This is a genomic window from Pseudoxanthomonas koreensis, from assembly GCF_041890415.1.
Classification (GTDB): Bacteria; Pseudomonadota; Gammaproteobacteria; order Xanthomonadales; family Xanthomonadaceae; genus Pseudoxanthomonas; species Pseudoxanthomonas koreensis_A.
In genome coordinates this window covers 1,602,755-1,623,157 of sequence record NZ_CP169056.1, presented here as the reverse complement: position 1 = coordinate 1,623,157, position 20,403 = coordinate 1,602,755, and the positions used below count along the sequence as shown (strand labels likewise).

15 protein-coding genes are annotated in these 20,403 nt (G+C 65.5%); 9 read left to right on the top strand and 6 right to left on the bottom strand.

The window, feature by feature from the left end:
- Positions 1-24: 24 nt before the first annotated feature.
- On the top strand, positions 25-2,631 hold the full coding sequence (acnB, locus tag ACEJ41_RS07395; protein WP_374011653.1) for a bifunctional aconitate hydratase 2/2-methylisocitrate dehydratase: 2,607 nt from the start codon (positions 25-27) through the stop codon (positions 2,629-2,631).
- Between the two features lie 160 nt (positions 2,632-2,791).
- Here acnB and ACEJ41_RS07390 read toward each other — a convergent pair whose 3' ends face one another.
- Positions 2,792-3,703 (bottom strand): hypothetical protein, encoded by a 912-nt coding sequence (locus tag ACEJ41_RS07390; protein WP_374011652.1) that lies wholly within the window; start codon positions 3,701-3,703, stop codon positions 2,792-2,794.
- A 304-nt stretch (positions 3,704-4,007) separates the two neighbouring features.
- Here ACEJ41_RS07390 and ACEJ41_RS07385 point away from each other — a divergent pair, with 304 nt between their 5' ends.
- The 3 genes from ACEJ41_RS07385 to ACEJ41_RS07375 all read left to right on the top strand — a co-directional run bounded on the left by ACEJ41_RS07385 (position 4,008) and on the right by ACEJ41_RS07375 (position 7,512).
- Positions 4,008-5,189: an SIR2 family protein gene (locus ACEJ41_RS07385; protein WP_374011651.1), complete on the top strand. Its 1,182-nt coding sequence runs from the start codon at positions 4,008-4,010 to the stop codon at positions 5,187-5,189.
- A complete protein-coding gene (locus ACEJ41_RS07380; protein ID WP_374011650.1) occupies positions 5,186-7,084 on the top strand; it encodes an ATP-binding protein in 1,899 nt (632 codons plus the stop codon). The genes ACEJ41_RS07385 and ACEJ41_RS07380 overlap by 4 nt, the downstream gene beginning before the upstream one ends.
- A 182-nt stretch (positions 7,085-7,266) precedes the next feature.
- Positions 7,267-7,512 (top strand): GNAT family N-acetyltransferase, encoded by a 246-nt coding sequence (locus ACEJ41_RS07375; protein WP_374011649.1) that lies wholly within the window; start codon positions 7,267-7,269, stop codon positions 7,510-7,512.
- Between the two features lie 357 nt (positions 7,513-7,869).
- On the opposite strand, the gene ACEJ41_RS07370 is transcribed toward ACEJ41_RS07375, so the two are convergent.
- The gene (locus tag ACEJ41_RS07370; RefSeq protein WP_374011648.1) at positions 7,870-10,845 is read right to left on the bottom strand and encodes a S8 family serine peptidase; all 2,976 of its coding nucleotides are present in this window, start codon (positions 10,843-10,845) and stop codon (positions 7,870-7,872) included.
- Positions 10,846-11,015: 170 nt separating this feature from the next.
- On the opposite strand from ACEJ41_RS07370, the gene ACEJ41_RS07365 reads away from it, so the two are divergent.
- Positions 11,016-12,191 (top strand): acetyl-CoA C-acyltransferase, encoded by a 1,176-nt coding sequence (locus tag ACEJ41_RS07365; RefSeq protein ID WP_374011647.1) that lies wholly within the window; start codon positions 11,016-11,018, stop codon positions 12,189-12,191.
- Between the two features lie 125 nt (positions 12,192-12,316).
- Positions 12,317-12,658, top strand: a complete 342-nt coding sequence (locus ACEJ41_RS07360; RefSeq protein ID WP_374011646.1) for a hypothetical protein — start codon at positions 12,317-12,319, stop codon at positions 12,656-12,658.
- Positions 12,659-12,757: 99 nt separating this feature from the next.
- Here the strand turns inward: ACEJ41_RS07360 and ACEJ41_RS07355 are convergent, their stop codons facing one another.
- Both ACEJ41_RS07355 and ACEJ41_RS07350 read right to left on the bottom strand, forming a co-directional pair.
- Complete coding sequence (locus ACEJ41_RS07355; protein WP_374011645.1) at positions 12,758-13,915, bottom strand: acyl-CoA dehydrogenase family protein; 1,158 nt, start codon at positions 13,913-13,915, stop codon at positions 12,758-12,760.
- 145 nt (positions 13,916-14,060) lie between these two features.
- On the bottom strand, positions 14,061-15,161 hold the full coding sequence (locus tag ACEJ41_RS07350) for a Glu/Leu/Phe/Val dehydrogenase (protein WP_374011644.1): 1,101 nt from the start codon (positions 15,159-15,161) through the stop codon (positions 14,061-14,063).
- 299 nt (positions 15,162-15,460) lie between these two features.
- Between ACEJ41_RS07350 and ACEJ41_RS07345 the strand changes: the two genes are divergently transcribed.
- The 3 genes from ACEJ41_RS07345 (at position 15,461) to ACEJ41_RS07335 (ending at position 18,710) form a co-directional block, all read left to right on the top strand.
- The gene (locus ACEJ41_RS07345) at positions 15,461-16,972 is read left to right on the top strand and encodes an amino acid permease (protein ID WP_374011643.1); all 1,512 of its coding nucleotides are present in this window, start codon (positions 15,461-15,463) and stop codon (positions 16,970-16,972) included.
- Positions 16,973-17,011: 39 nt separating this feature from the next.
- Positions 17,012-18,043, top strand: coding sequence for a helix-turn-helix domain-containing protein (locus ACEJ41_RS07340; RefSeq protein ID WP_374011642.1), 1,032 nt, complete (start codon positions 17,012-17,014; stop codon positions 18,041-18,043).
- Positions 18,044-18,176: 133 nt separating this feature from the next.
- On the top strand, positions 18,177-18,710 hold the full coding sequence (locus tag ACEJ41_RS07335; protein ID WP_374011641.1) for a hypothetical protein: 534 nt from the start codon (positions 18,177-18,179) through the stop codon (positions 18,708-18,710).
- A 116-nt stretch (positions 18,711-18,826) separates the two neighbouring features.
- On the opposite strand, the gene ACEJ41_RS07330 is transcribed toward ACEJ41_RS07335, so the two are convergent.
- Entirely contained in the window at positions 18,827-19,075 is a 249-nt protein-coding gene (locus tag ACEJ41_RS07330) for a hypothetical protein (RefSeq protein ID WP_374011640.1), read from the bottom strand.
- A complete protein-coding gene (locus tag ACEJ41_RS07325) occupies positions 19,075-20,394 on the bottom strand; it encodes a TFIIB-type zinc ribbon-containing protein (RefSeq protein WP_374011639.1) in 1,320 nt (439 codons plus the stop codon). Before ACEJ41_RS07325 ends, ACEJ41_RS07330 begins: the two co-directional genes overlap by 1 nt.
- Between the last annotated feature and the right edge of the window lie 9 nt (positions 20,395-20,403).

Here is a 20,403-nt window from a genome sequence, read left to right as displayed (position 1 = left end):
CCGATTCTCCTGGAGACCCCCCCCATGCTGGAAGCCTACCGCCAACACGCCGCCGAACGCGCCGCCCTCGGCATCCCGCCGCTGCCGCTGAACGCGCAGCAGACCGCCGACCTGATCGAACTGCTGAAGAACCCGCCGGCCGGCGAGGAACAGTTCCTGGTCGAGCTGCTCAGCCAGCGCGTGCCCGCCGGCGTGGACGATGCGGCCAAGGTCAAGGCGTCGTACCTGGCCGCCCTGGCCTTCGGCAGCGAGGCCAACCCGCTGATCAGCCGCGCGCGCGCCACCGAACTGCTGGGCACCATGCTCGGCGGCTACAACGTGGCCCCGCTGGTCGAGCTGCTGGATGATGCCGAGCTGGGCGCCATCGCCGCCGATGCGCTGAAGACCACCCTGCTGGTGTTCGATGCCTTCCACGACGTGGAGGAGAAGGCCCGCGCCGGCAATGCCAATGCGCGCGCCGTGCTGCACAGCTGGGCCGATGCCGAGTGGTTCACCGGCAAGCCGGAAGTGCCGCAATCGCTGACCATCACCGTGTTCAAGGTGCCCGGCGAGACCAATACCGACGACCTGTCGCCGGCCCCGGACGCCACCACCCGCCCAGACATCCCGCTGCATGCCCTGGCGATGCTCAAGAACAAGCGCGACGACGCGCCGTTCGTGCCCGAGGAAGACGGCAAGCGCGGGCCGATCCAGGACATCCTCTCGCTCAAGAACGGTGCCGATGGACGCGACGGCCACCAGGTGGCCTACGTCGGCGACGTGGTCGGCACCGGTTCCTCGCGCAAGTCCGCCACCAACTCGGTGCTGTGGTGGACCGGCGACGACATCCCGTACATCCCCAACAAGCGTGCCGGCGGCGTGTGCCTGGGCGGCAAGATCGCCCCGATCTTCTACAACACCATGGAAGATGCCGGCGCGCTGCCGATCGAGCTGGACGTGTCGCAGATGCACCACGGCGACGTGGTCGAGCTGCGCCCGTACGAGGGTAAGGCGCTGAAGGACGGCGTGGTGATCGCGCAGTTCCAGGTCAAGTCCGAGGTGCTGTTCGACGAAGTGCGCGCCGGTGGCCGCATCCCGCTGATCATCGGTCGCGGCCTGACCGCCAAGGCGCGCGAGTCGCTGGGCCTGCCGGCCACTGACCTGTTCCGCCAGCCGCAGCAGCCGGCCGATACCGGCAAGGGCTATTCGCTGGCGCAGAAGATGGTTGGCCGCGCCTGCGGCCTGCCTGAAGGGCAGGGCGTGCGCCCCGGTGCCTACTGCGAGCCGAAGATGACCTCGGTCGGTTCCCAGGACACCACCGGCCCGATGACCCGCGACGAGCTCAAGGACCTGGCCTGCCTGGGCTTCAGCGCCGACCTGGTGATGCAGTCGTTCTGCCACACCGCGGCGTACCCGAAGCCGGTGGACGTCAAGACCCACCACACCCTGCCGGAGTTCATCTCCACCCGCGGCGGCATCTCCCTGCGCCCGGGCGACGGCGTGATCCACAGCTGGCTCAACCGCATGCTGCTGCCCGACACCGTCGGCACCGGCGGCGACTCGCACACCCGCTTCCCGGTGGGCATCTCGTTCCCGGCAGGTTCCGGTCTGGTCGCCTTTGCCGCAGCCACCGGCGTCATGCCGCTGGACATGCCCGAGAGCGTGCTGGTGCGCTTCAAGGGCCAGATGCAGCCGGGCGTGACCCTGCGCGACCTGGTCAACGCGATCCCGCTGTACGCGATCAAGGCCGGCCTGCTGACCGTGGCCAAGGCCGGCAAGAAGAACATCTTCTCCGGCCGCATCCTGGAGATCGAAGGCCTGCCGAAGCTGAAGGTGGAGCAGGCGTTCGAGCTGTCCGACGCATCGGCCGAGCGCTCCGCCGCCGGCTGCACCGTGCGCCTGGACAAGGAGCCGATCATCGAATACCTCACCAGCAACATCACCCTGTTGAAGTGGATGATCGCCGAAGGCTACGCCGACGCCCGCTCGCTGGCCCGCCGCATCGCCAAGATGGAAGCCTGGCTGGCCAGCCCGCAGTTGCTCGAACCCGACGCCGACGCCGAGTACGCTGCGGTGATCGAGATCGACCTGGCCGACGTGCACGAGCCGATCGTGGCCTGCCCGAACGACCCGGACGACGTGAAGACCCTGTCCGACGTGGCCGGGGCGACCATCGATGAAGTCTTCATCGGCTCGTGCATGACCAACATCGGCCACTTCCGCGCCGCGGCCAAACTGCTGGAAGGCAAGCGCGACATCCCCACGCGCCTGTGGGTCGCGCCGCCGACCAAGATGGACGCCAGCGAACTGACCAAGGAAGGCGTGTACGGCACCTTCGGCACCGCCGGCGCGCGCATGGAAATGCCCGGCTGCTCGCTGTGCATGGGCAACCAGGCCCAGGTGCGCGAGGGCGCCACGGTGTTCTCCACCTCCACCCGCAACTTCCCCAACCGCCTGGGCCGCAACTCCAACGTGTACCTGGGCTCGGCCGAACTGGCCGCGATCTGCTCCCGCCTGGGCCGGATCCCGACCAAGGCCGAGTACATGGCCGACATCGGCGTGATCAACGAGAAGGGCGAAGAGATCTACCGCTACATGAACTTCGACCAGATCCAGGAATACCAGGACGTGGCGAAGACTGTGGCGGCCTGAGCGGCGCCGGCAACGTAGTAGGCAGAACGCCCGGCAATGCCGGGCGTTCTGGTTTTCGGCTCGGGAGGATTGCGAGGGCTTTCAGATGCCGAGCGAGCGTCTGGTTTCGACCCGAATCAGCCATTCCTCAAAAAGAATCAATGTTCGCCAGCTCACCGGATCAGGGGGCGCCTTTGTTTGGCACGGCGTCCATGCAGTCGCAAAGTTCTTCGATGAGCGATGAGAAGGTCCTCATCGCCGTCAGGGCCTTCTGATACTCGGCCAAGTTCGCCGCGCGTGTGGCATTGAGGTCGAGAGGCGGTAAGGCTTGCGCTGCATACTGCACGCACTTTTGCGTCGGGTTTTCTACGGGTAGGTAGCCCCCGCAAGGTTGCTGCACCATCTCGGTCTTCGGGACAATGGAACGGATTGCTCGCACGACCTGGCCAACCATGAGTCTTGGCGCGAAGGAGTGCGCCGACAAGTTTCGGAAGTTGCGAGTCGTCTTCTGGTAGTCCTTTCCGTCCATAGCATTCAGCGCTTTGCGGAACGCACAAAACTCCGCCCAATGCCTACCTAGGCGATCTAGTTGCTTTCGTCGATCCAAGCGTCGCAGTGTTTTACCCGGAGGAAGGTCATCCTGATCCAGGTGATCGCGCTGATCGGGGAAGATAAACCGATTGGCCTGATGCACGAGCGTTTCGGCTGCGACCGTGATGCGGTCGGCCAAACTGCTAGGCTGAAGCATGCAGTAGAAGGCGAGCGGCTCAACGAAGTGATAGAGCACCTCCCACTTGTCGTCATCGCTCTCGTAACTGTCGATGACCAAGTTCCATGCCCCCCACTCATGAAGTCGGACGGCCCAAGCATTGATCGTATTGATAGTCTCTCGCACCTCTCCGTCCGAACCCCACCACCAGGCAAAAGTTCCGCGCGTTGCGTTGGCCCGATCAGCAGAATCGAAAGACGCCAGCTGGGGAAAGAGCGGCCGACAGGCAAGGAGCTTGACGTGGAAGCGCGCGTAAGCGTCGGTTGCCAAGGCTCGCCATCGCTCCCAGCCGCCATCATCAGGCATAGCGGCGGCGTTGTTCACTGGTGAAGTAGGCTGGCTACCCATATTCCTGCGGTTCCTTAGTTCTGGGGTCAATCGCCGTCGGGACCTTACGCCCCGCTTGTCTCATGGCCTAGGACTTGGGTTGCGACAAGCTGTGCACAAAGATAATGCCGTTGGTGCCTACGGATCCTTGGTCACTCCAGTCCTTTGCTAGGATTGACCGTAGAAAGAAGCTCGACGCGACCGTACTTAGGTCTAGAGGTAAGCGTCATGCTTCTAGAATAGGTTTGTCGGCAGACTGACGCCTCACCAGTAAGAGAGGCAAGAATCAGGGGAATGGCACGTGGAAACTTCCGATCTTCTTGAGCAACTCGACGGACACCTTTGCTCTCCGAATATTTCGTGGCTGCTAGGCGCGGGCATCAGCAGAAATGCAAACATCCCATTGATGTATCCGCTAACTGATCGGGTTCTGTTTCTTCTCAAGGAGCAGAAGAGCAAATACATCGACTTGATCAACACGGTGATATCGGAGATTGACGATAGGTGCCATGTTGAGCACCTGCTTAGCCACTTTGGCGACTATGCAGCGCTCGCAGATAGGGCGAAAACGAAAGAAATTACCATTGGTGGAAGCGCAGTAACCTGCGCTGACATAGACTCGGTGCATGGCGAAATTGTGAACGCAATTGCTGACACTATTCGTTGGGGGTATGCGGCTGCCGAGAAAGACGGAGCCAAGCCCGAGCTAATTGGCACCCAAGGCCAGTCGATCACAGACGTAAGACCCCATCGCGAATTTGTTGCGGCATGCTTTAAATCAGCCCGGGCCGGATTGAATGAGCGCAGAGGCGCAGTAAAGTTCTTTACGACGAACTACGACACCCTATTAGAGGATGCGCTCTCCCTTAGTAGGACGAAATATTGGGATGGTTTTGAGGGTGGCGCGGTCGCCTATAAGGCATACCGCTTAGGGGATGGAGATCCGCCGCCTGGTTATGCAGCGCACGTCATAAAGCTCCACGGCTCCATTGACTGGCACCTAAACGATGACGACGGCCGCGTCTATAAGGTCAGGTACGGTGATACCTACCCTGCGGCCAAGCAGAGGGTTCTGATCTACCCCCAGGCCACAAAATACATCGCTGCTCAGCGGGATCCATTCTCCGCTCAATTTGAGCTCTTTCGGCGCGCCCTTATGACCGGCGTGGATAGCACGATCGCGGTTTGCGGGTACAGCTTTGGCGATGACCACATCAATCAAGAACTGGAAATGGCGCTAGCTCGTCCAGACAGCAAAACGACTCTTGTTGCCTTCTGCTTCGAGGCCGACGGAAAAATTCCTAGCTGTCTGGATGAATGGAGAACCTCGTCTTGGGGTAGCCGCGTCTATGTTGCATCGAATAAGGGGCTCTACGTAGGAAATGGGCCGCCAAAAGTGGTCCCTAGCGAAGGAGAACTTCACTGGTGGACATTTGATGGTGTAACCAAAGTTCTTATGAACGGCTCTGCGGGGGCGCTGTGACGACAGTATTTGAACCAATCCAGGATTTGCGCATCGGCAACATAGTCGAGGTCGCAAGTACCAACCTTAAAGTCGAACTTGCTGGCGACGTCCAAGAGTTGACTAGAACCTACGCTGGGCGCGTATACCCGATCGGTCAGATTGGAGGCGTAGTTAAGATTCATTTCGGACGGAGATTGATTTTTGGTTTCGTTACGCTTTTACGCATGCGCTCCGAAGAGTTGGCAGCTGATGGAGTTCCCGTCCCGCCGGATGCAGATCAGCGCCTAATGGAGGTCGAGCTCTTTTCAGAAGGCAGTTGGAATCAGTCGCTCAATAAGCTCAGTTATCGCCGCGGCGTGGGCACCTACCCCCTCCCGAGGCAAGGGGTTTATCTGTTGACGCGAGAAGAGGCGACAATTCTCTATGAGTCTGCCGAGGGGCAGCGCAATGAGACTGCGGATCCTCTGGTCCCTTTCGCCACGTACCTTGGCGCGGACTCAACGAAGTGCCGCGCGAACATAGACAAGATGTTTGGCATGCACTGCGCAGTGTTAGGGTCGACAGGCTCCGGCAAGTCGGGTGCCGTTGCTGCATTGCTGCATAGCGTACTTGACCATCAGCCCAATGAGGAAAAGGAATACAGGCCGAGAATTATTGTTATTGATCCGCATGGCGAATATGGGGCAGCATTTGGAGACAGGGCAAAGATCTACCGCGCTTATGATCCAATCGGCACCGATGATGCTCCGGGAGAGACGATCCGTCTCCCATATTGGCTAATGTCTGCGGAAGAGTTTCGCGGCTTGGTGATTGGAAAGACCGAGCGTGAAGCAACTTCGCAGCACAACGTCATATACAAGGCCCTTACTCATGCACGAATGGTCACAAAAGGATTGGTTGCATCTGCACCTACTTCATACGGTGGACCGGCACCTACTGACGGAAAGGCAATAGACGAGCCGCGCCCAACTGCCGGAGCATCCGAATCAGCGATTCTGAACTTTGATCGAGATAAGCCGGTTCCTTTCTCGCTGACTGAAGTGATGAATCACATCATCTACCTTCAAGCAGCAAGAGAAAAGAGTGGAAAGACAGAGCAAGTTACAGCGACAGAGTTCTCAGACAAGTTTAAATCTATTCTGGACAAGTTGAGAGTTCTCCAGCTCGATCCGCGAATCAGATTCATGATGGAGGAGCATGGCCCTTCCTCTCCAACCTTGTCCAGAGTAATTGAACAGCTTGTGGGCCAGATTGAGGGTCATAAGAGGGATATCCGCATAATAGATATATCCGGCTTGCCCAATGAGGTCGCTGGACCTCTGGCAGCGATGCTCGCTAGGCTATTGTTCCAGTACAAGCTTTATCAAACACAGAGCGAACGTTCCCGCGATCCCGTTCTGATTGTCTGCGAAGAGGCCCACCGTTACGTCCCAGACCGAGGGGAGGCCGAGTATGCGGCAGCCCAAACGGCGGTTCGTCGAATAGCACGGGAGGGGCGCAAATATGGGCTTGGATTGATGTTGGTGAGCCAGCGCCCCTCGGATATTGAGAGCACAGTGATCGCTCAATGCGGAACCTGGCTCGTTCTGAGACTCACCAATTCTGCGGACCAGGCCCATGTGGCGCGATTCCTACCTGACTCCTTGGCTGGCATGACGAAAGCGTTACCTGCACTTGCGCAACAGGAGGCACTATTTGTCGGCGAAGGTTCGGCTATCCCCGCCAGAGTCCGAATTAGAGACCTGAAATCAGAGCAGCTCCCGCGATCAAACACTGTCTCGTTTGCCGAGGGGTGGTCGAGCTCAGGGCTTAGTGCCGCTGAAATTTCGACGGTTTCTGATCGTATGGCTGAATCGAAACCAGTGGTGAGCGCTTCTCTACCCCAGGCGAAAGAGAGTGAAATACCGTTCTGAGGGCGCCGTAGTAAAGGCATCCCTGTCGGACCGATAGCAGAGTGAGATAACACAAGGTTTTCACACAATCAGCATCAAGCCTGAGTCACGAAATCCTGAAGGATGTCTTTGTCGGCCAAGCCGTCAGTCGGGTGCAGTCGCCGATCCTGACCCCGCTTTTCAACTAGGGCGGCCGGTTTTTCATGGCCTACGACCGGCATGACGCGCGGGTGGATTTCGTCCGCCTGGTCAGGACCGGAGCGGAGTGCGAGATGGTCCTGGTGATCGGCGACCGCAACAACTGGGGGCGCCGGCTCGGGGCGGCGGCGATCCGCGAGGGCATGAAGATCGCCTTTCTGGGCATGCGCGCCGAGAAGCTCGTCGCCCGGATCCACCCGGACAACGTGCGTTCGCTCAAAGCCATTCGAGCGTTGCGGGTTCCTGCCTGAAAGCCGGACGCCTGCGTTGAAGTCCCTGGCCATGACTGCGGCGGGCTATCGCCGGTTCCTGCGCGAGAACCCCGTAGGCCATGCCGATATCCACGTCACCGAGATCGACAGGGACCGGCTCTTCGACCGATTACGCCACCTGCCCCTTGCCGCCGGCCGGCAACCGGCTTGCGTGGAAGGGGGTGGACGGTCGGGTGCAGCGGCTGGCCGTGCTGGCGGGCGAGAAGAAATACGTCGCCCGGCTCTGATCAGCCGCAGGCCCGAAGCCGCCGGTCCTGCAGCCCGCGTCGATGGCCCGGATGCGATGCGTCCCGCATCCGGGCCGCCGCCCTGCGGCATGCCGCAGGGCCTGCCCGCTCAGAACTGCAGGCGGTACTGCAGGTTCACCTGGCGGTCGTTGAAGCGGTCGCTGATGCGGTGGTCGTAGCCCATCCGCAGGCGGTGGCGGGTGTGCGATGCGCCAACGCCCAGGTGATACAGGCGGCTGCGTTCGGCCAGGCCGATGCCGTACAGCGGCTGCCACTGCTCGATGCCGACGAAGCTGGCGTCGAACATTTCGCCTTCCGAATGCAGCTGGCGCTGCCATTCACCACCGGCATCCACCGACAGCGCCACGCCGTGGCCGAGCTGCCACTGGCGTTCGCCGCGCAGGCCCATGTAGCCCTGGGTGCGGCTGCTGTCGCGGGCGGCCGCCTGCAGGCCCAGGCCGCCGGCTCCGGCTTCGCGGAATCCGTCGTCCTGCATCCGGGTGTGGTCCACGCCCAGGTACGGGGTCAGCATGGCGCCGGCCAGGGTCAGCCCGTGGCCGGTCTCGACATTGACCGTGGAGTAGCTGCCCGACAGCTGCGCGCCCACTCCGTCCATCGTGTTGCCCAGGCGCAGGTTGCGCTGCATCTGCCGGTCGAACTTGCCCACGCCCACGCGACCCTGGACGTAGCGGTTGCCGTCCAGCCAGCCCGCGTACAGCTGGCTCTCGAACTGGTGTCCCTGGACCCGGTCGCCCAGCGCCGACACCCAGCCATTCTGCTGCTGGCGGCTCACCGCCACGCCCAGCAGCGTGTTGTGCCCGGTCGCCAGGTCATGGCCGACCGCCTCGCCACGGGTGGAGATGCCGACTGCATCGAAGCCGGCCAGCGAGAGCCCGCCATCGCGGGTGATATCGGTGGCCCAGCTGCCTGCCGCTTGGCTGCCGTCGCGCAAGCGGTCGAAACGGCCGCTGGCTGCGCGGCGGCTGGCATCGATGCTCTCGAAGGTCATCGCCGCCGCCGCACCGTGCAACTGCCCGGAAAGGCTGCGCAGGGACAGGGCCGCCGCTTCGGCGTTCGGCGCGTGCTGGAAGCGCCCGGCCGCATCGATGAACGCAGGATCGATCCCGTCGCCGGCCTGGGCCAGTGACAGTTGCCCGTCGATCGCACGCATCGCCGTTTCCATCCGCCCGGCGGCCGCGAGCGTGGACTGCGGCAGGCCCCAGGTGGCTGCTGCCACCGCCACGTCCACGCGCGTGGTCAGCAGGTAGGCGTTGTTGGCGTCGTAGTCGAGGCTGTAGTCCACCAGCACGACCTCCGGCTCGGACAGCACCACCTCACGGAACTCGCCGAACAGGCCGCCGGCGGCGTGCACGACGACCTCCTTGCGGGTGGCGGTGTAGCCCTTGCGCACGCCCTCGATGTAGAGGCCGGCCCTGTACGAGGATCCCCGGCTTCCCAGGCTCGCCCGGCCTTCCACCTGCAGGGGCGCGCCCAGCCAGACCGAGACGATTCCCCAGTCCTGGTTGAACGGGAAGCCGTTGGACGTGAAGTTGCCGAGGATGCGCATGCCATCGGTGCCGTTGCCGGCAATCATCCAGCCGGTATTGTCCACGTTCCCGGCAATGTCGCCCACGCCCAGGAAAACGGCGCCGTCCTTGATGTCGACCCCGTTGCCGGACAGGCCCGCCAATGCGGCGAACACGCCGTCGTTGACCGTGGTGGCGCCTGCATAGCCGCCATGCCCGGCCAGCACCAGGCTGCCGGTGCCATTCTTGGTCAGGCCGCCGGCGCCTTCGATATCGTTGTACCAGATCGAGTCGATGTCATCGAAAGTGACCGTCACGTTGCCCCAGTCGAACCGTGCCGGGCCGTCCACCGCCTTGCCCACGTTGAGCAGGCCATAGCCGAACTCCTCGTCCGGGCCGGGTGCGCCGATGTCGGTGGCGGTGCCCAGCAGGGTCTGGCGGACCAGGTCGTTGTCGAAGTAGGGGAAGGCCTCCCACACCAGTGCAGCAGCACCCGACACCAGCGGTGCGGCGAACGATGTGCCGGTGCCCCACATGTAGGCAGGGTCCCCGGTGGTGGCGTCCAGCCCGGTGTAGATCACGTTGCCCGGTGCGGTCAGGCAGTAGTTCTTGGCCACGCCGCACGCCTGCGAATAGTCGGTCAGGGTGGGGGTGAGCTCGGTCGGGTTGAGTGCGGCCACGGCCAGCCAGCCGCGTTCCAGGTCGCCGGCAAACGTCTTGCTGGGAAGCGCGGCGTTGTCGCCCGGATTGGCGCGATAGCGCGGGTCCTGGCCCTCGTTGCCGGTGGCGAACACCACCAGGCCGCCACGGTCGATGACAAACTCCTCGTAGGCGTCGACGAACTCCAGGGTGACCCGTGGCGAGGTCCAGTACAGCCCGCCCCAGGAATTGTTGATGATGCGCGCGCCGGCATCGGCCAGCTCGTTGTTGAGTTGCTTGAAGTAGGCGCCGTAGCCCTGGCCTTCGGTCACCTGGTTGCCCTGGCCCGAGCCGTCATCGTCCGGCGAGTCGTCGGCGATGATGCGCGAGGAGACGATGCGTGCCTCCTGGGCCACACCGCCCGGCCACAGGCCGAGCGGGGAGCCGGCGGCCAACTGGGCCACGGAGGTGCCATGGCCGACCTTGTCGTCCACCGACAGGTCGTTGTTGGCGCCGATATGGACGAAGCTGGCATCGACCCTGCCGTCCAGGGTGGGATGGTTGCGGCGCACGCCGCTGTCGAGCAGGCCGATGGTCACGCCCTTGCCGGTGTAACCCAGGGACTGGGCCACGTCGGCGCGGATCATCGCCAGGTGCGCATCGACTGGCGGTTGCTTGTTTTCCGGGCCGGGCGGCGGAGCGGGGGTCGGGTCCGGCGTCGGCTCCGGCACTGGTGTCGGCTCGGGTGCCGGATCCGGTGCAGGGGTGGGCGTCGGGGTTGTCTGACCGCCGCCGGTCACCGGCGTGGACGAAGGTGGCGTGGGCCGGCTGTTGCCGCCGCCACCGCCGCCACCGCCGCAGGCCGCCAGGCTGGTGGCGAGGATCGAGACAATGGCCAGGGCAAGCGCTTTCCGCTTCATGGGGTGCGTCCTCCATTCCTTTGGTTGGTGATGTACCGCTATCCGTTGCAGGCTGCCACAGGTGCCGGCCGCCACACCTGGCCGCCACATTTGGTCAATCCGTTCCCGGGAGTCGATAATGCCACCGACGCCGGCATCCGGCACCCCTCCCATGCAGGCAGACCTACCTTATGTCCGACATTGTCATCGCAGCCGCCAAGCGCACCGCCATCGGTTCCTTCCTGGGCCAGTTCAATGGCGTGCCCACGCCGACCCTGGGCGCCACCGCCATCGCGGCCGCGCTGGAGCAGTCCGGCATTCCCGCCCAGGACGTGTCCGAGGTCATCATGGGCTGCGTGCTGCCGGCCAACCTGGGCCAGGCGCCCGCGCGCCAGGCCGCGCTGGCCGCAGGGCTGCCCACCTCTGCCGGTGCCACCACCATCAACAAGGTGTGCGGCTCGGGCATGAAGGCGATCATGTTCGGCCACGACCTGATCAAGGCCGGATCGGCCACGGTCGTGGTGGCTGGCGGCATGGAGTCCATGAGCAACGCGCCGCACATGATCCCCAACTCGCGCAGCGGCAACCGCTACGGCAACTTCCAGGCGGTGGACCACATGGCGTGGGACGGCCTGACCAATCCGTATGACGGCCAGTCGATGGGCGTGTTCGCCGAAAGCACGGTGGAGAAGTACGGCTTCAGCCGCGAGGACCAGGATGCGTTCGCGATCGAGTCGGTCAAGCGCGCCCAGGCTGCGCAGGCGTCCGGCGCATTCGACGGCGAGATCGCCGCGGTCAAGGTCAGCACCCGCAAGGGCGAGCTGGAGTTCGCCAGCGACGAGCAGCCCGGCAAGTCCGACGTGGCCAAGATCCCGACCCTGCGTCCGGCCTTCAGGAAGGACGGCACGGTCACCGCCGCCAGTTCCTCGTCCATTTCCGACGGCGCCGCCGCCACCGTGCTGCTGTCGGCCGATGAGGCCGCCCGCCGTGGGCTGAAGCCGCTGGCGCGGATCGTCGGCCACCAGACCTGGGCGCACCAGCCGGAGTGGTTCACCACCGCGCCGGTGGGCGCCATCGCCAGCCTGCTGGACAAGGTGGGCTGGAAGGCGGAAGAGGTGGACCTGTTCGAGATCAACGAGGCCTTCGCGGTGGTGGCGATGGCCCCGATCAAGGAGTTGGGCATCTCGCACGACAAGGTCAACGTCAACGGCGGGGCCTGTGCCCTGGGCCATCCCATCGGTGCTTCCGGCGCCCGCCTGGTGGTCACCCTGATCAATGCCTTGCGCAAGCGGGGGCTGAAGAAGGGCGTGGCCGCGCTCTGCATTGGCGGCGGCGAAGCCACGGCCATCGCGCTGGAAGTGCTGTAATCGTTTTTCACGACCCTTTTACGAAATACCCACAAATCGCTGCTTGACAGCGACTATGGGCTTGTCATCATGTTGCCGGCGCGCATTGGCGCGTTGCCCAAACTTAACGACGAGGATTACCCAACATGAGCATCAACAAGCTGCTGATCGCACTGGCCCTGGGCCTGGCCCTGGCTGCGTGCTCGAAGCAGGATCAGGCGCAGGATGCTGCCGCTTCCGCTGACGCCGCTGCCACCGAGGCCCAGGCTGCCGCTGACGCCGCCGCCGCCGAAGGCGCCGAGACCGCCGATGCCGCCCAGGTTGCCGCCGACGCCGCTGCTGCGGCTGCCGACACCGCCGCCGACGCTGCTGCCGCTACCGCTGGCGCCGCGACCGACGCTGCCGCCGACGCTGCCGCCGACGCCGCCGAGGCTGCCGAGGACGTGGCCGAGCAGGCCAAGGACGCTGCTGAAGAGGCCAAGGAGTAATCCTTCCGCTTCAGTTGCACCTGAAAGGGCCGCCGGGAAACCGGCGGTCCTTTTTTGTGCCCGGTGCGGGGCCGCCAGGGCCGGCCGCAACCGCCTGGTTCAGCCGCGGCCCTCGAACAGCTCGCGGCCGATGAGCATGCGCCGGATCTCGTTGGTACCCGCGCCGATGGCATAGAGCTTGGCATCGCGCAGCAGGCGCCCGGTGGCGAACTCGTTGATGTAGCCGTTGCCGCCCAGCGCCTGGATCGCCTCCAGCGCCACCTGCACCGCGGCCTCGGAGGCATGCAGCAGGCACGCGGCGGCCGCCGCGCGCGAGGCATGGCGGGCGTCGAAATCGCGCGCCACCTGGTAGGCGAACGCGCGCGAGGATTGCAGCGCGGTGTACATATCGGCCAGCTTGCCCTGCATCAGCCCGAAGCTGCCCACCGGCGCGTCGAACTGGCGCCGCTCGCGCACGTAGGGCAGGGCGATGTCCAGCGCCGCCTGCATCAGCCCGAGGGGGCCACCGCTGAGCACCAGGCGCTCGGTGTTGAGCCCGCTCATCAGCACGTGCACGCCGTGGTTGACCTCGCCCAGCACGTTGCCGGCGGGAATCGCGCAGTCCTTGAACACCAGCTCGCAGGTGTTGGAGCCGCGCATGCCCAGCTTGTCCAGCTTCTGCGCGGTGGAGAACCCGGGCATGTCGCGCTCGACAATGAAGGCGGTCATGCAGCGGCTGCCGGCCTCGCGGCCCGCGGTGCGCATGTACACGATCAGCACGTCGGCTTCGGGGCCGTTGGTGATCCACATCTTGCTGCCGTTGGCGATCCACGCGTCGTCGCGCCATTCGGCGCGGCAGGCCATCGAGCCGACCACGTCCGAGCCTGCGCCCGGCTCGCTCATGGCCAGTGCGCCTTTCCATTCGCCGCTGCACAGTTTCGGCAGGTACCGCGCGCGCTGCGCGTCGTTGCCGTTGAGGTAGAGGTTGGATACGCACAGGTTGGAGTGCGCGCCGTAGCTCAGGCCCACCGAACCGGATGCGCGCGACAACTCCTCCATTGCCACCAGGTGGGCCAGGTAGCCCAGGCCGCTGCCGCCGTACTCGGGCGCGACGGTGATCCCGAGCAGCCCCAGTTCGCCCAGCTTGGGCCACAGGTCCTGGGGAAAGGCGTTTTCCTCGTCGATGCGCGCGGCGCGCGGCGCGATCTCGGCCTCGGCGAAGCGGTGCACGGCCTCGCGCAGGGCATCGATGTCCTCTCCCAGCTGGAACGTGCGCATCGGGTCCCTCCACCCGGATGGTTTCATTTGTTTCAGTGTAGGGGCGTGCCCGGCCCGGCACACGTGCGGGTGCAGCAATGGACGGGTGCCCTACCGGCTGTCTCCCCGCCGCGCCGCGCATGCACGGGGCGGTCGCCCGCGGCGCTCAGTGCTCGCCGCGCAGGTGGCGCATGCGCGGGGTGGCGCGACCCATCGGCAGCTTGAGCCGGCCGATCGCGTCCAGGCGCGCCTCGGCGATGCGGTCTGCCGCGTATTGCGGGCTGATGCCCTCGCGCTCGGACAGGTCGTAGATCGTCGAAACGTTGTGGTAGATGCTGCGGATCAGGCGCATGGCCCGCTCGCGGTTGTAGCCGTCGATCTCCAGCGACACGTTCATCACCCCGCCGGCATTGACCGCATAGTCCGGCGCATACAGGATCCCGCGGCGATGCAGTTCGTCGCCCACCGCATGGCTGGCAAGCTGGTTGTTGGCCGAGCCGCACACCACCTTGGCCTTGAGCCGTTCCACGGTATCCTCGCCGATGCCGCCTTCCATGGCGCAGGGCGCGAACACGTCGGCGGCCACTTCGTAGATCTCCTCGCAGCCCACCGCCTCGGCGCCGAACTCGGCCACCGCGCGCTCGACCTTGGCCGGGTCCAGGTCGGCCACGAACAGCTTGGCGCCGCGCTCCTTGAGCAGCTTGGCCAGCTCCATGCCGATGTGGCCCAGGCCCTGCACCGCGATGGACACCTTGCCCACCTCCTCGTGCCCGAACTTGCGCTGCAGCGAGGCCATCAGCCCCTGCAAGGTGCCGTAGGCGGTGAACGGGGCAGGGTCGCCGGAGCCGCCGTGCACCTGGTGCACGCCGGCCACGTACTCGGTTTCCAGGTACAGCAGCTCCATGTCGGTGACGTCGGTGCCCACGTCCTCGGCGGTGATGTAGCGCCCGCCCAGCGCCTCCACCGCGCGGCCGAAAGCGCGCATCAGCGCCTCGGTCTTGTCCGTCTTCGGGTTGCCCAGGATCACCGCCTTGCCGCCGCCGATGTTGAGCCCGGCCAGCGCGTTCTTGTAGGTCATCGTCCGGCTCAGGCGCAGGACGTCGCGCACCGCATCGGCCTCGTTGACGTAGGGACGCATGCGCACCCCTCCCAGCGCCGGGCCCAGCACGGTGTTGTGCACGGCGATGATCGCCTTCAGCCCGGCGTCGGGGTTGTTGCAGAAAACCACCTGCTCGTGGCCGGACGTGGTGAGGGTTTCAAGAAGCATGTCGGGCTCCGCATCGTGTCGCGTGCATGGGCCAGCCGCGAAGGTCGGGTGGCACGGGCTGGCGTTTGCAGACAAAAAAGCGACACAGGCCGGGGGTGGCACAGGTCGCGGTGCGCATTCTACTCCTGCCCTGCCGATCCGCGTGCCGGGCATGTGAAGGCCCCGTTCTGCCGGCCGCGGAAACCAGGTGTCGCCCGGGGCATTGTTCCAGTACCCGTTGCAAGCGTAGCCTTCGCCGATGCCTGGGTCGGTGGCCTTCGGCCCACGCAGCACTTCCCGTCGCCCCTGCGAGTTGCCGAATGCACCGTCCCGCCGTCCCCAAGGCCAGCCTGCTGCGCAGCCTGTTGCGCACCAAATCGATCGAGCAGACCATTGCCGATGCCGCCGAGCCGGGGCGTGAACTCAAGCGGTCGCTCACCGCCTGGGACCTGATGATCCTCGGCGTGGCGGTGGCGGTCGGTGCCGGTATCTTTTCGGTGGGGGCGCGGGCGGCGGGCAGTTTTGCCGGGCCGGCGGTCACGCTGTCGTTCGTGCTGGCGGCGCTGGCCTGCGCGCTGGCGATCATGTGCTACGCGGAGTTCGCCTCCAGCATTCCCGTTGCCGGCAGCGCCTACACCTACACCTACGCCACCCTGGGCGAGTTTCTGGCCTGGATCATCGGCTGGGACCTGATCCTGGAGCTGCTGACCGCCGGCGCGGTGATCGCCAAGTACTGGGGCATCTACCTGGCGATGGTGTTCGCGCTGTTCGATATCCAGATACCCGCAACCATCGACGTCCTCGGCGTTGGCGTGGACTGGGGGCCGCTGGTCATCGTTGCGGTTTTCACCGCGCTGCTGATCCTGGGCACCAAGATGTCGGCGCGGGTCAACAACGTGTTCACCCTGATCAAGGTGGGGATCGTGGTGTTCGTGATCGTGGTGGGGTTCACCTATTTCGATCCGGCCAACCTCAAGCCCTTCGTGCCGCCGGCCGTGCCGACAGGCGGTGGCGAGGGGGATGTCTGGGGGCAGTCGCTGCTGTCCTGGGCGACCGGTGCGGCACCGGCGAAGTACGGCCTGGCCGGGGTGCTGTCCGGTGCGGCGCTGGTGTTCTTCGCCTTCATCGGCTTCGACGTGGTGGCGACCTCGGCCGAGGAGGTCAAGAATCCGCAGCGCACGCTGCCGCTGGGCATCTTCGGCGGGCTGGCGCTGGTGACCTTGCTGTACATCGGCGTGGCGCTCGCGCTCACCGGCATGGTGCCGTACACGCTGCTGGCCGAAGCCGAGAACCCGTCGCTGGCCACCGCCTTCGTTGCGGTGGGTGCGGGCTGGGCGGCGCAGGTGATCTCGGTGGGCATCCTGGTCGGCCTGACCACGGTGATCATGGTGCTGCTGATGGGGTTGTCGCGGGTGCTGCTGGCGATGAGTCGCGACGGCCTGTTGCCGCGCTGGCTCAGCGTCACCTCGGCCACGCGCAAGACGCCGGTACGGCTGCAGCTGATCACCGGCGCAGCGGTGGCGCTGCTGGCGGGCTTCACCCGGGTGGAGATCCTGGAGGAGATGATCAACATCGGCACGCTGTCGGCGTTCGTGCTGGTGAGCCTGGCGGTGGTGGTGCTGCGACGCACCCGTCCGGACCTGCCGCGCGCCTACCGCGTGCCGTTTGCGCCGGTGCTGCCGATCGTCTCGGCGCTGCTGTGCTTCTACCTGATGCTCAACCTGACCACGCTGACCTGGGTCCGGTTCGTGGTGTGGCTGCTGGTCGGCACCGCGGTCTATTTCGCCTACGGGCGGCGCCATGCGCGGGTAGGGGCATCGCCGGCGGGGTAAGGCTTGCTGGTCGACGCGATCGCAAAAGACGGGGATCCGATGCTGCAGATGATGGTGGGCTTCTCGATCGGCATGGCGCTGCTGCTGGCGGGCGCCCTGGCGACCGGCTACCGCAGCGCGCCGTTGCCGTGGCCGGCCCGGCTGGCGGGCTTCGTGATGCTGGCGGGCCTTGCGCTGACCCAGTGGGGGCACCTGGAGATGGCCACCCAGGCCGGTGATGGGCTGCCTGCGCGCCGCTATGTGGTGGTCGTGTTCCTGCAATCGCTGGGGTTCTACTGGCTGTTGCTGGGGGTACTGCGTCCGGAGGGTGCGTGGCGCCGGCTGGAATGGGCGCTGCCGGTGCTGGTATTGGCGGTCGCACTGGTGGTGCCGCTGGCATGGGCCATTCCGGTGGCGCTGCTCATGGGCACCGCCTTGGCCGTGCACCTGTCCGTGCTGGTCTACCGCTTGCGCGCGTTGCGGCGCTGGTTTGCGCTGGAGCTGAAGGTGCTGGTGCTGTTTGCGGTGATGGCGCTGGCGGTGGCGGCCACTGGCCTGCTGGCGCCCTACGGGGTGGGCTGGGATGCCTATGCGTGGACGTACACCCTCCTGATCACGTCCGGGTTCGGCCTGGTCGGCTGGCTGCTGCTGGCCGTCCCGGACCTGGTGCCGAAGGCGCGCGAGGCGGTGGCGGTGGCCTACGCGCAGTCCACGCTCACCCGGGTGGACCGCGAGGCGATGGCCGCGCGGCTGCGGCATGTGTTCGAGGTCGACCAGGTGCATCGGGCCGAGTCCCTGGGCCTTGCCACCGTGGCCGATCTGCTGGGCCTGAGCACGCACCAGTTGTCGGAACTGGTCAACACCGAGTTCGGCATGGGCTTCCCCCGGCTGGTGCGCCGGTACCGGGTGGAGACAGCGCAGCGGATGCTGGTGGAGGAGCCGCGCGCCTCGGTGCTGTCGGTGGGCATGGCCTCGGGGTTCAACTCGCAGTCCAGCTTCTACGTGGCGTTCAAGGAGCAGGTGGGCGAGGTGCCCGGGGCGTACCGGCAGCGGATGCTGGCTGGCCGGGGCGCGGCCGACCTTCCGGAATGATCATTCCGGACATCGACAAGTCATTGATCCTGCTTGGGTCCGGTAGGCGATCTGTTCCGGAATGATCTTTCCGGAGGTCCGTGACGGGCACCCGGGGGCACCGTGGCGTCACTCCCAACCCGGAGCGACATCCATGCTTGAACTCGGAGACTTCGTCATGACCCACCTTGCCTACGCCCTCTACCTCACCATTTCCATCGGGATGACCATCTGGGTGGCGCGCGCGCTGTCCAGCAATGGCGAGGTCTTCCTGCTGCGCAGCTTCGGCCAGGACACCGAGCTGGCCACCTCCACCAATCGGCTGCTGGTCATCGGCTTCTACCTGGTCAACCTCGGCTTCATCAGCTACCGGCTGGGCAACTGGGAGGTGGAGACGGTCTACCTGGTGCCCGAGGTCGGCTCCCGCGTGGGCATCAGCCTGCTGGTGCTTGGCCTGATGCACTTCCTCAACATGATCCTGATCGCGAGGTTCGGCCGGTCGGTCAAGGCGCGCGCGCGTGACCAGGCCGGCGTCGGCCAGCCCGGCTTTGCGCAGCCCGGTTATGGCCAGCCGGGTGTTGCCCAGCCGGGCGCCGGCCAGCCCGGGGTTCCGCAGCCCGGCGTGGCCCAGCCGGGTGTTGCCCAGCCGCCCCACGATGGCCGCGTTGGCCCGCCGCCGCTGCGCTGATCCGGGGCGTCTCCCGCCTGCCGGGCAGGTCCTGCCGGTGGCCCGGCGGCGGGGGATTGGCGGCAGGTACCACCGGCACTTCGTACCGGCCCGCCCGGCCGCGGCGACGGATCGGATCAGGCAACCCGCCTGACCCTGTGCCGGTACGCCTTCACGTTGTCGCCGCCGATCCGAGGTGCCTGCGTCCCCGTCACTTGCCCGACCTTGCCTTCCGCGCCCGTCACGGGCTTGGCATCCACGGTCGTCTCGTGCTCGAAGGCATGCGACTTGTCGGTATTGCGGTAGTACCGGTACAAGGCCCAGTACAGCGCGGCGGCACCGGCCGGGCCAAGGGCCAGCAGCCACAGTCCACTGTCGTCGCCCATTACTGCATCCCTATGATGATGAGGGCGACGATCTCCAGGATCGTGCCGGTGGTGAGCGCGGCCAGCAGCAGCTTCCACTGCTGCACCGGGACGCTGCCCATGGTTTCGCCGGTGCGGCCGTTCACCGCGATGTAGTGCAGCATGCCGCCGTTGGCGCCCGGCTGGTGGTAGGAGTACAGCCATACCGGCAGGTACATCGCCACCCAGCGGGTGCCATGCACGTCCAGGCGTTCCTCCTCCCAGCGCACGCCCCGATTGAAACGGCTCACCGACGGCTCGACCTGGCGCCGGGCGATCGAAAGCAGCTGGTCTTCCAGGCGCGGGCGCAGGTGCTCGACGTCGCTGTCGCGCTTCTCCGAGGTGAAGCCCACCAGGTAGGACGCGTTCCACTTCACCGCGTTCTTGGTGTCGAAGGGCAGGATGGTGTTGATGATGTTGTTGGTGTTCACGCTGGTGTCCAGCGTTCCGCGTTCGCGCGAGGATTCCAGCGGCAGGTCGTCCACGGTGAAATCCACGTGCCGTTCCACCTGGTACACGTCGGCGTCGTAGTAGGTCTTCTTCTTGTCGCCGCTGCCGCGGGTGTAGCGCCGGGTTTCGATCTCGCCCTGGCCGGCCACGCTTGCACTGGCCTTGCCGTCCACGATCATGTACGGCAGGTAGACGCCCACCACGTTCTCGGGCGTGAACTCCTCCTTGAAGGCCTTCAGCGCAAACATCCGCCGCTTGTCCACGAACTGGCGGATGCGCGCCACCGCGTCCTGCTTGTTGATGTGGAACGGCAACACGGCGTCGGGCACGGCGCCGTTGGAGACCTGTTCGTTCACGCCGAACACGTGCCGGCACCAGTGGCAGCGCGCGGTCATCGAGCTTTCCGTGTTCACGGTGACTTCCGCGCCGCAGCCGGCGCACTTGAAGCTCATGAGGCTGGCGGCGTCGGCCGCGATGGCCTGCGCGCCGGAGGCGATGATGGTGCCCTCCAGTTCGTCGAGGCCCACGCCGAGTCCGAAGGCCTCTTCCACGCCCTCGCCATGCCATTCATTGCGGCAGTACAGGCAGATCAGCCTGTCGGTGCCGGGCCGCTGCCGGATGTCGGTGGCACCGCATTTCGGGCAGTGGTTCTGCCCGTCCTTGAGCGCCTCGGAGGCGGTGTCGATGGCGACCGGGTCGGGCGCCAGGATCTCGTCGCGGATCGGGCCGGGCAGGGTGGCCGGGTCCACCGGGAAACTCCCGGGTGACGGCGGCACGTCCTGCGGCGAACCGGGGCCGATGGCCGGCGGCAACGGCGGTGGCGGTGGCGGGGTGCCCGTGTGCTGGGACATCGTCGAAGC

What these genes read in the sequence shown, in the direction of transcription:
- acnB (WP_374011653.1), top strand. Translation starts at nt 25, where the DNA reads ATGCTGGAAGCCTACCGCCAACACGCCGCCGAACGCGCCGCCCTCGGC.
- ACEJ41_RS07375 (WP_374011649.1), top strand. Translation starts at nt 7,267, where the DNA reads ATGGCCTACGACCGGCATGACGCGCGGGTGGATTTCGTCCGCCTGGTC.
- ACEJ41_RS07370 (WP_374011648.1), bottom strand. Translation starts at nt 10,845, where the DNA reads ATGAAGCGGAAAGCGCTTGCCCTGGCCATTGTCTCGATCCTCGCCACC.
- ACEJ41_RS07365 (WP_374011647.1), top strand. Translation starts at nt 11,016, where the DNA reads ATGTCCGACATTGTCATCGCAGCCGCCAAGCGCACCGCCATCGGTTCC.
- ACEJ41_RS07360 (WP_374011646.1), top strand. Translation starts at nt 12,317, where the DNA reads ATGAGCATCAACAAGCTGCTGATCGCACTGGCCCTGGGCCTGGCCCTG.
- ACEJ41_RS07355 (WP_374011645.1), bottom strand. Translation starts at nt 13,915, where the DNA reads ATGCGCACGTTCCAGCTGGGAGAGGACATCGATGCCCTGCGCGAGGCC.
- ACEJ41_RS07350 (WP_374011644.1), bottom strand. Translation starts at nt 15,161, where the DNA reads ATGCTTCTTGAAACCCTCACCACGTCCGGCCACGAGCAGGTGGTTTTC.
- ACEJ41_RS07345 (WP_374011643.1), top strand. Translation starts at nt 15,461, where the DNA reads ATGCACCGTCCCGCCGTCCCCAAGGCCAGCCTGCTGCGCAGCCTGTTG.
- ACEJ41_RS07340 (WP_374011642.1), top strand. Translation starts at nt 17,012, where the DNA reads ATGCTGCAGATGATGGTGGGCTTCTCGATCGGCATGGCGCTGCTGCTG.
- ACEJ41_RS07335 (WP_374011641.1), top strand. Translation starts at nt 18,177, where the DNA reads ATGCTTGAACTCGGAGACTTCGTCATGACCCACCTTGCCTACGCCCTC.
- ACEJ41_RS07330 (WP_374011640.1), bottom strand. Translation starts at nt 19,075, where the DNA reads ATGGGCGACGACAGTGGACTGTGGCTGCTGGCCCTTGGCCCGGCCGGT.
- ACEJ41_RS07325 (WP_374011639.1), bottom strand. Translation starts at nt 20,394, where the DNA reads ATGTCCCAGCACACGGGCACCCCGCCACCGCCACCGCCGTTGCCGCCG.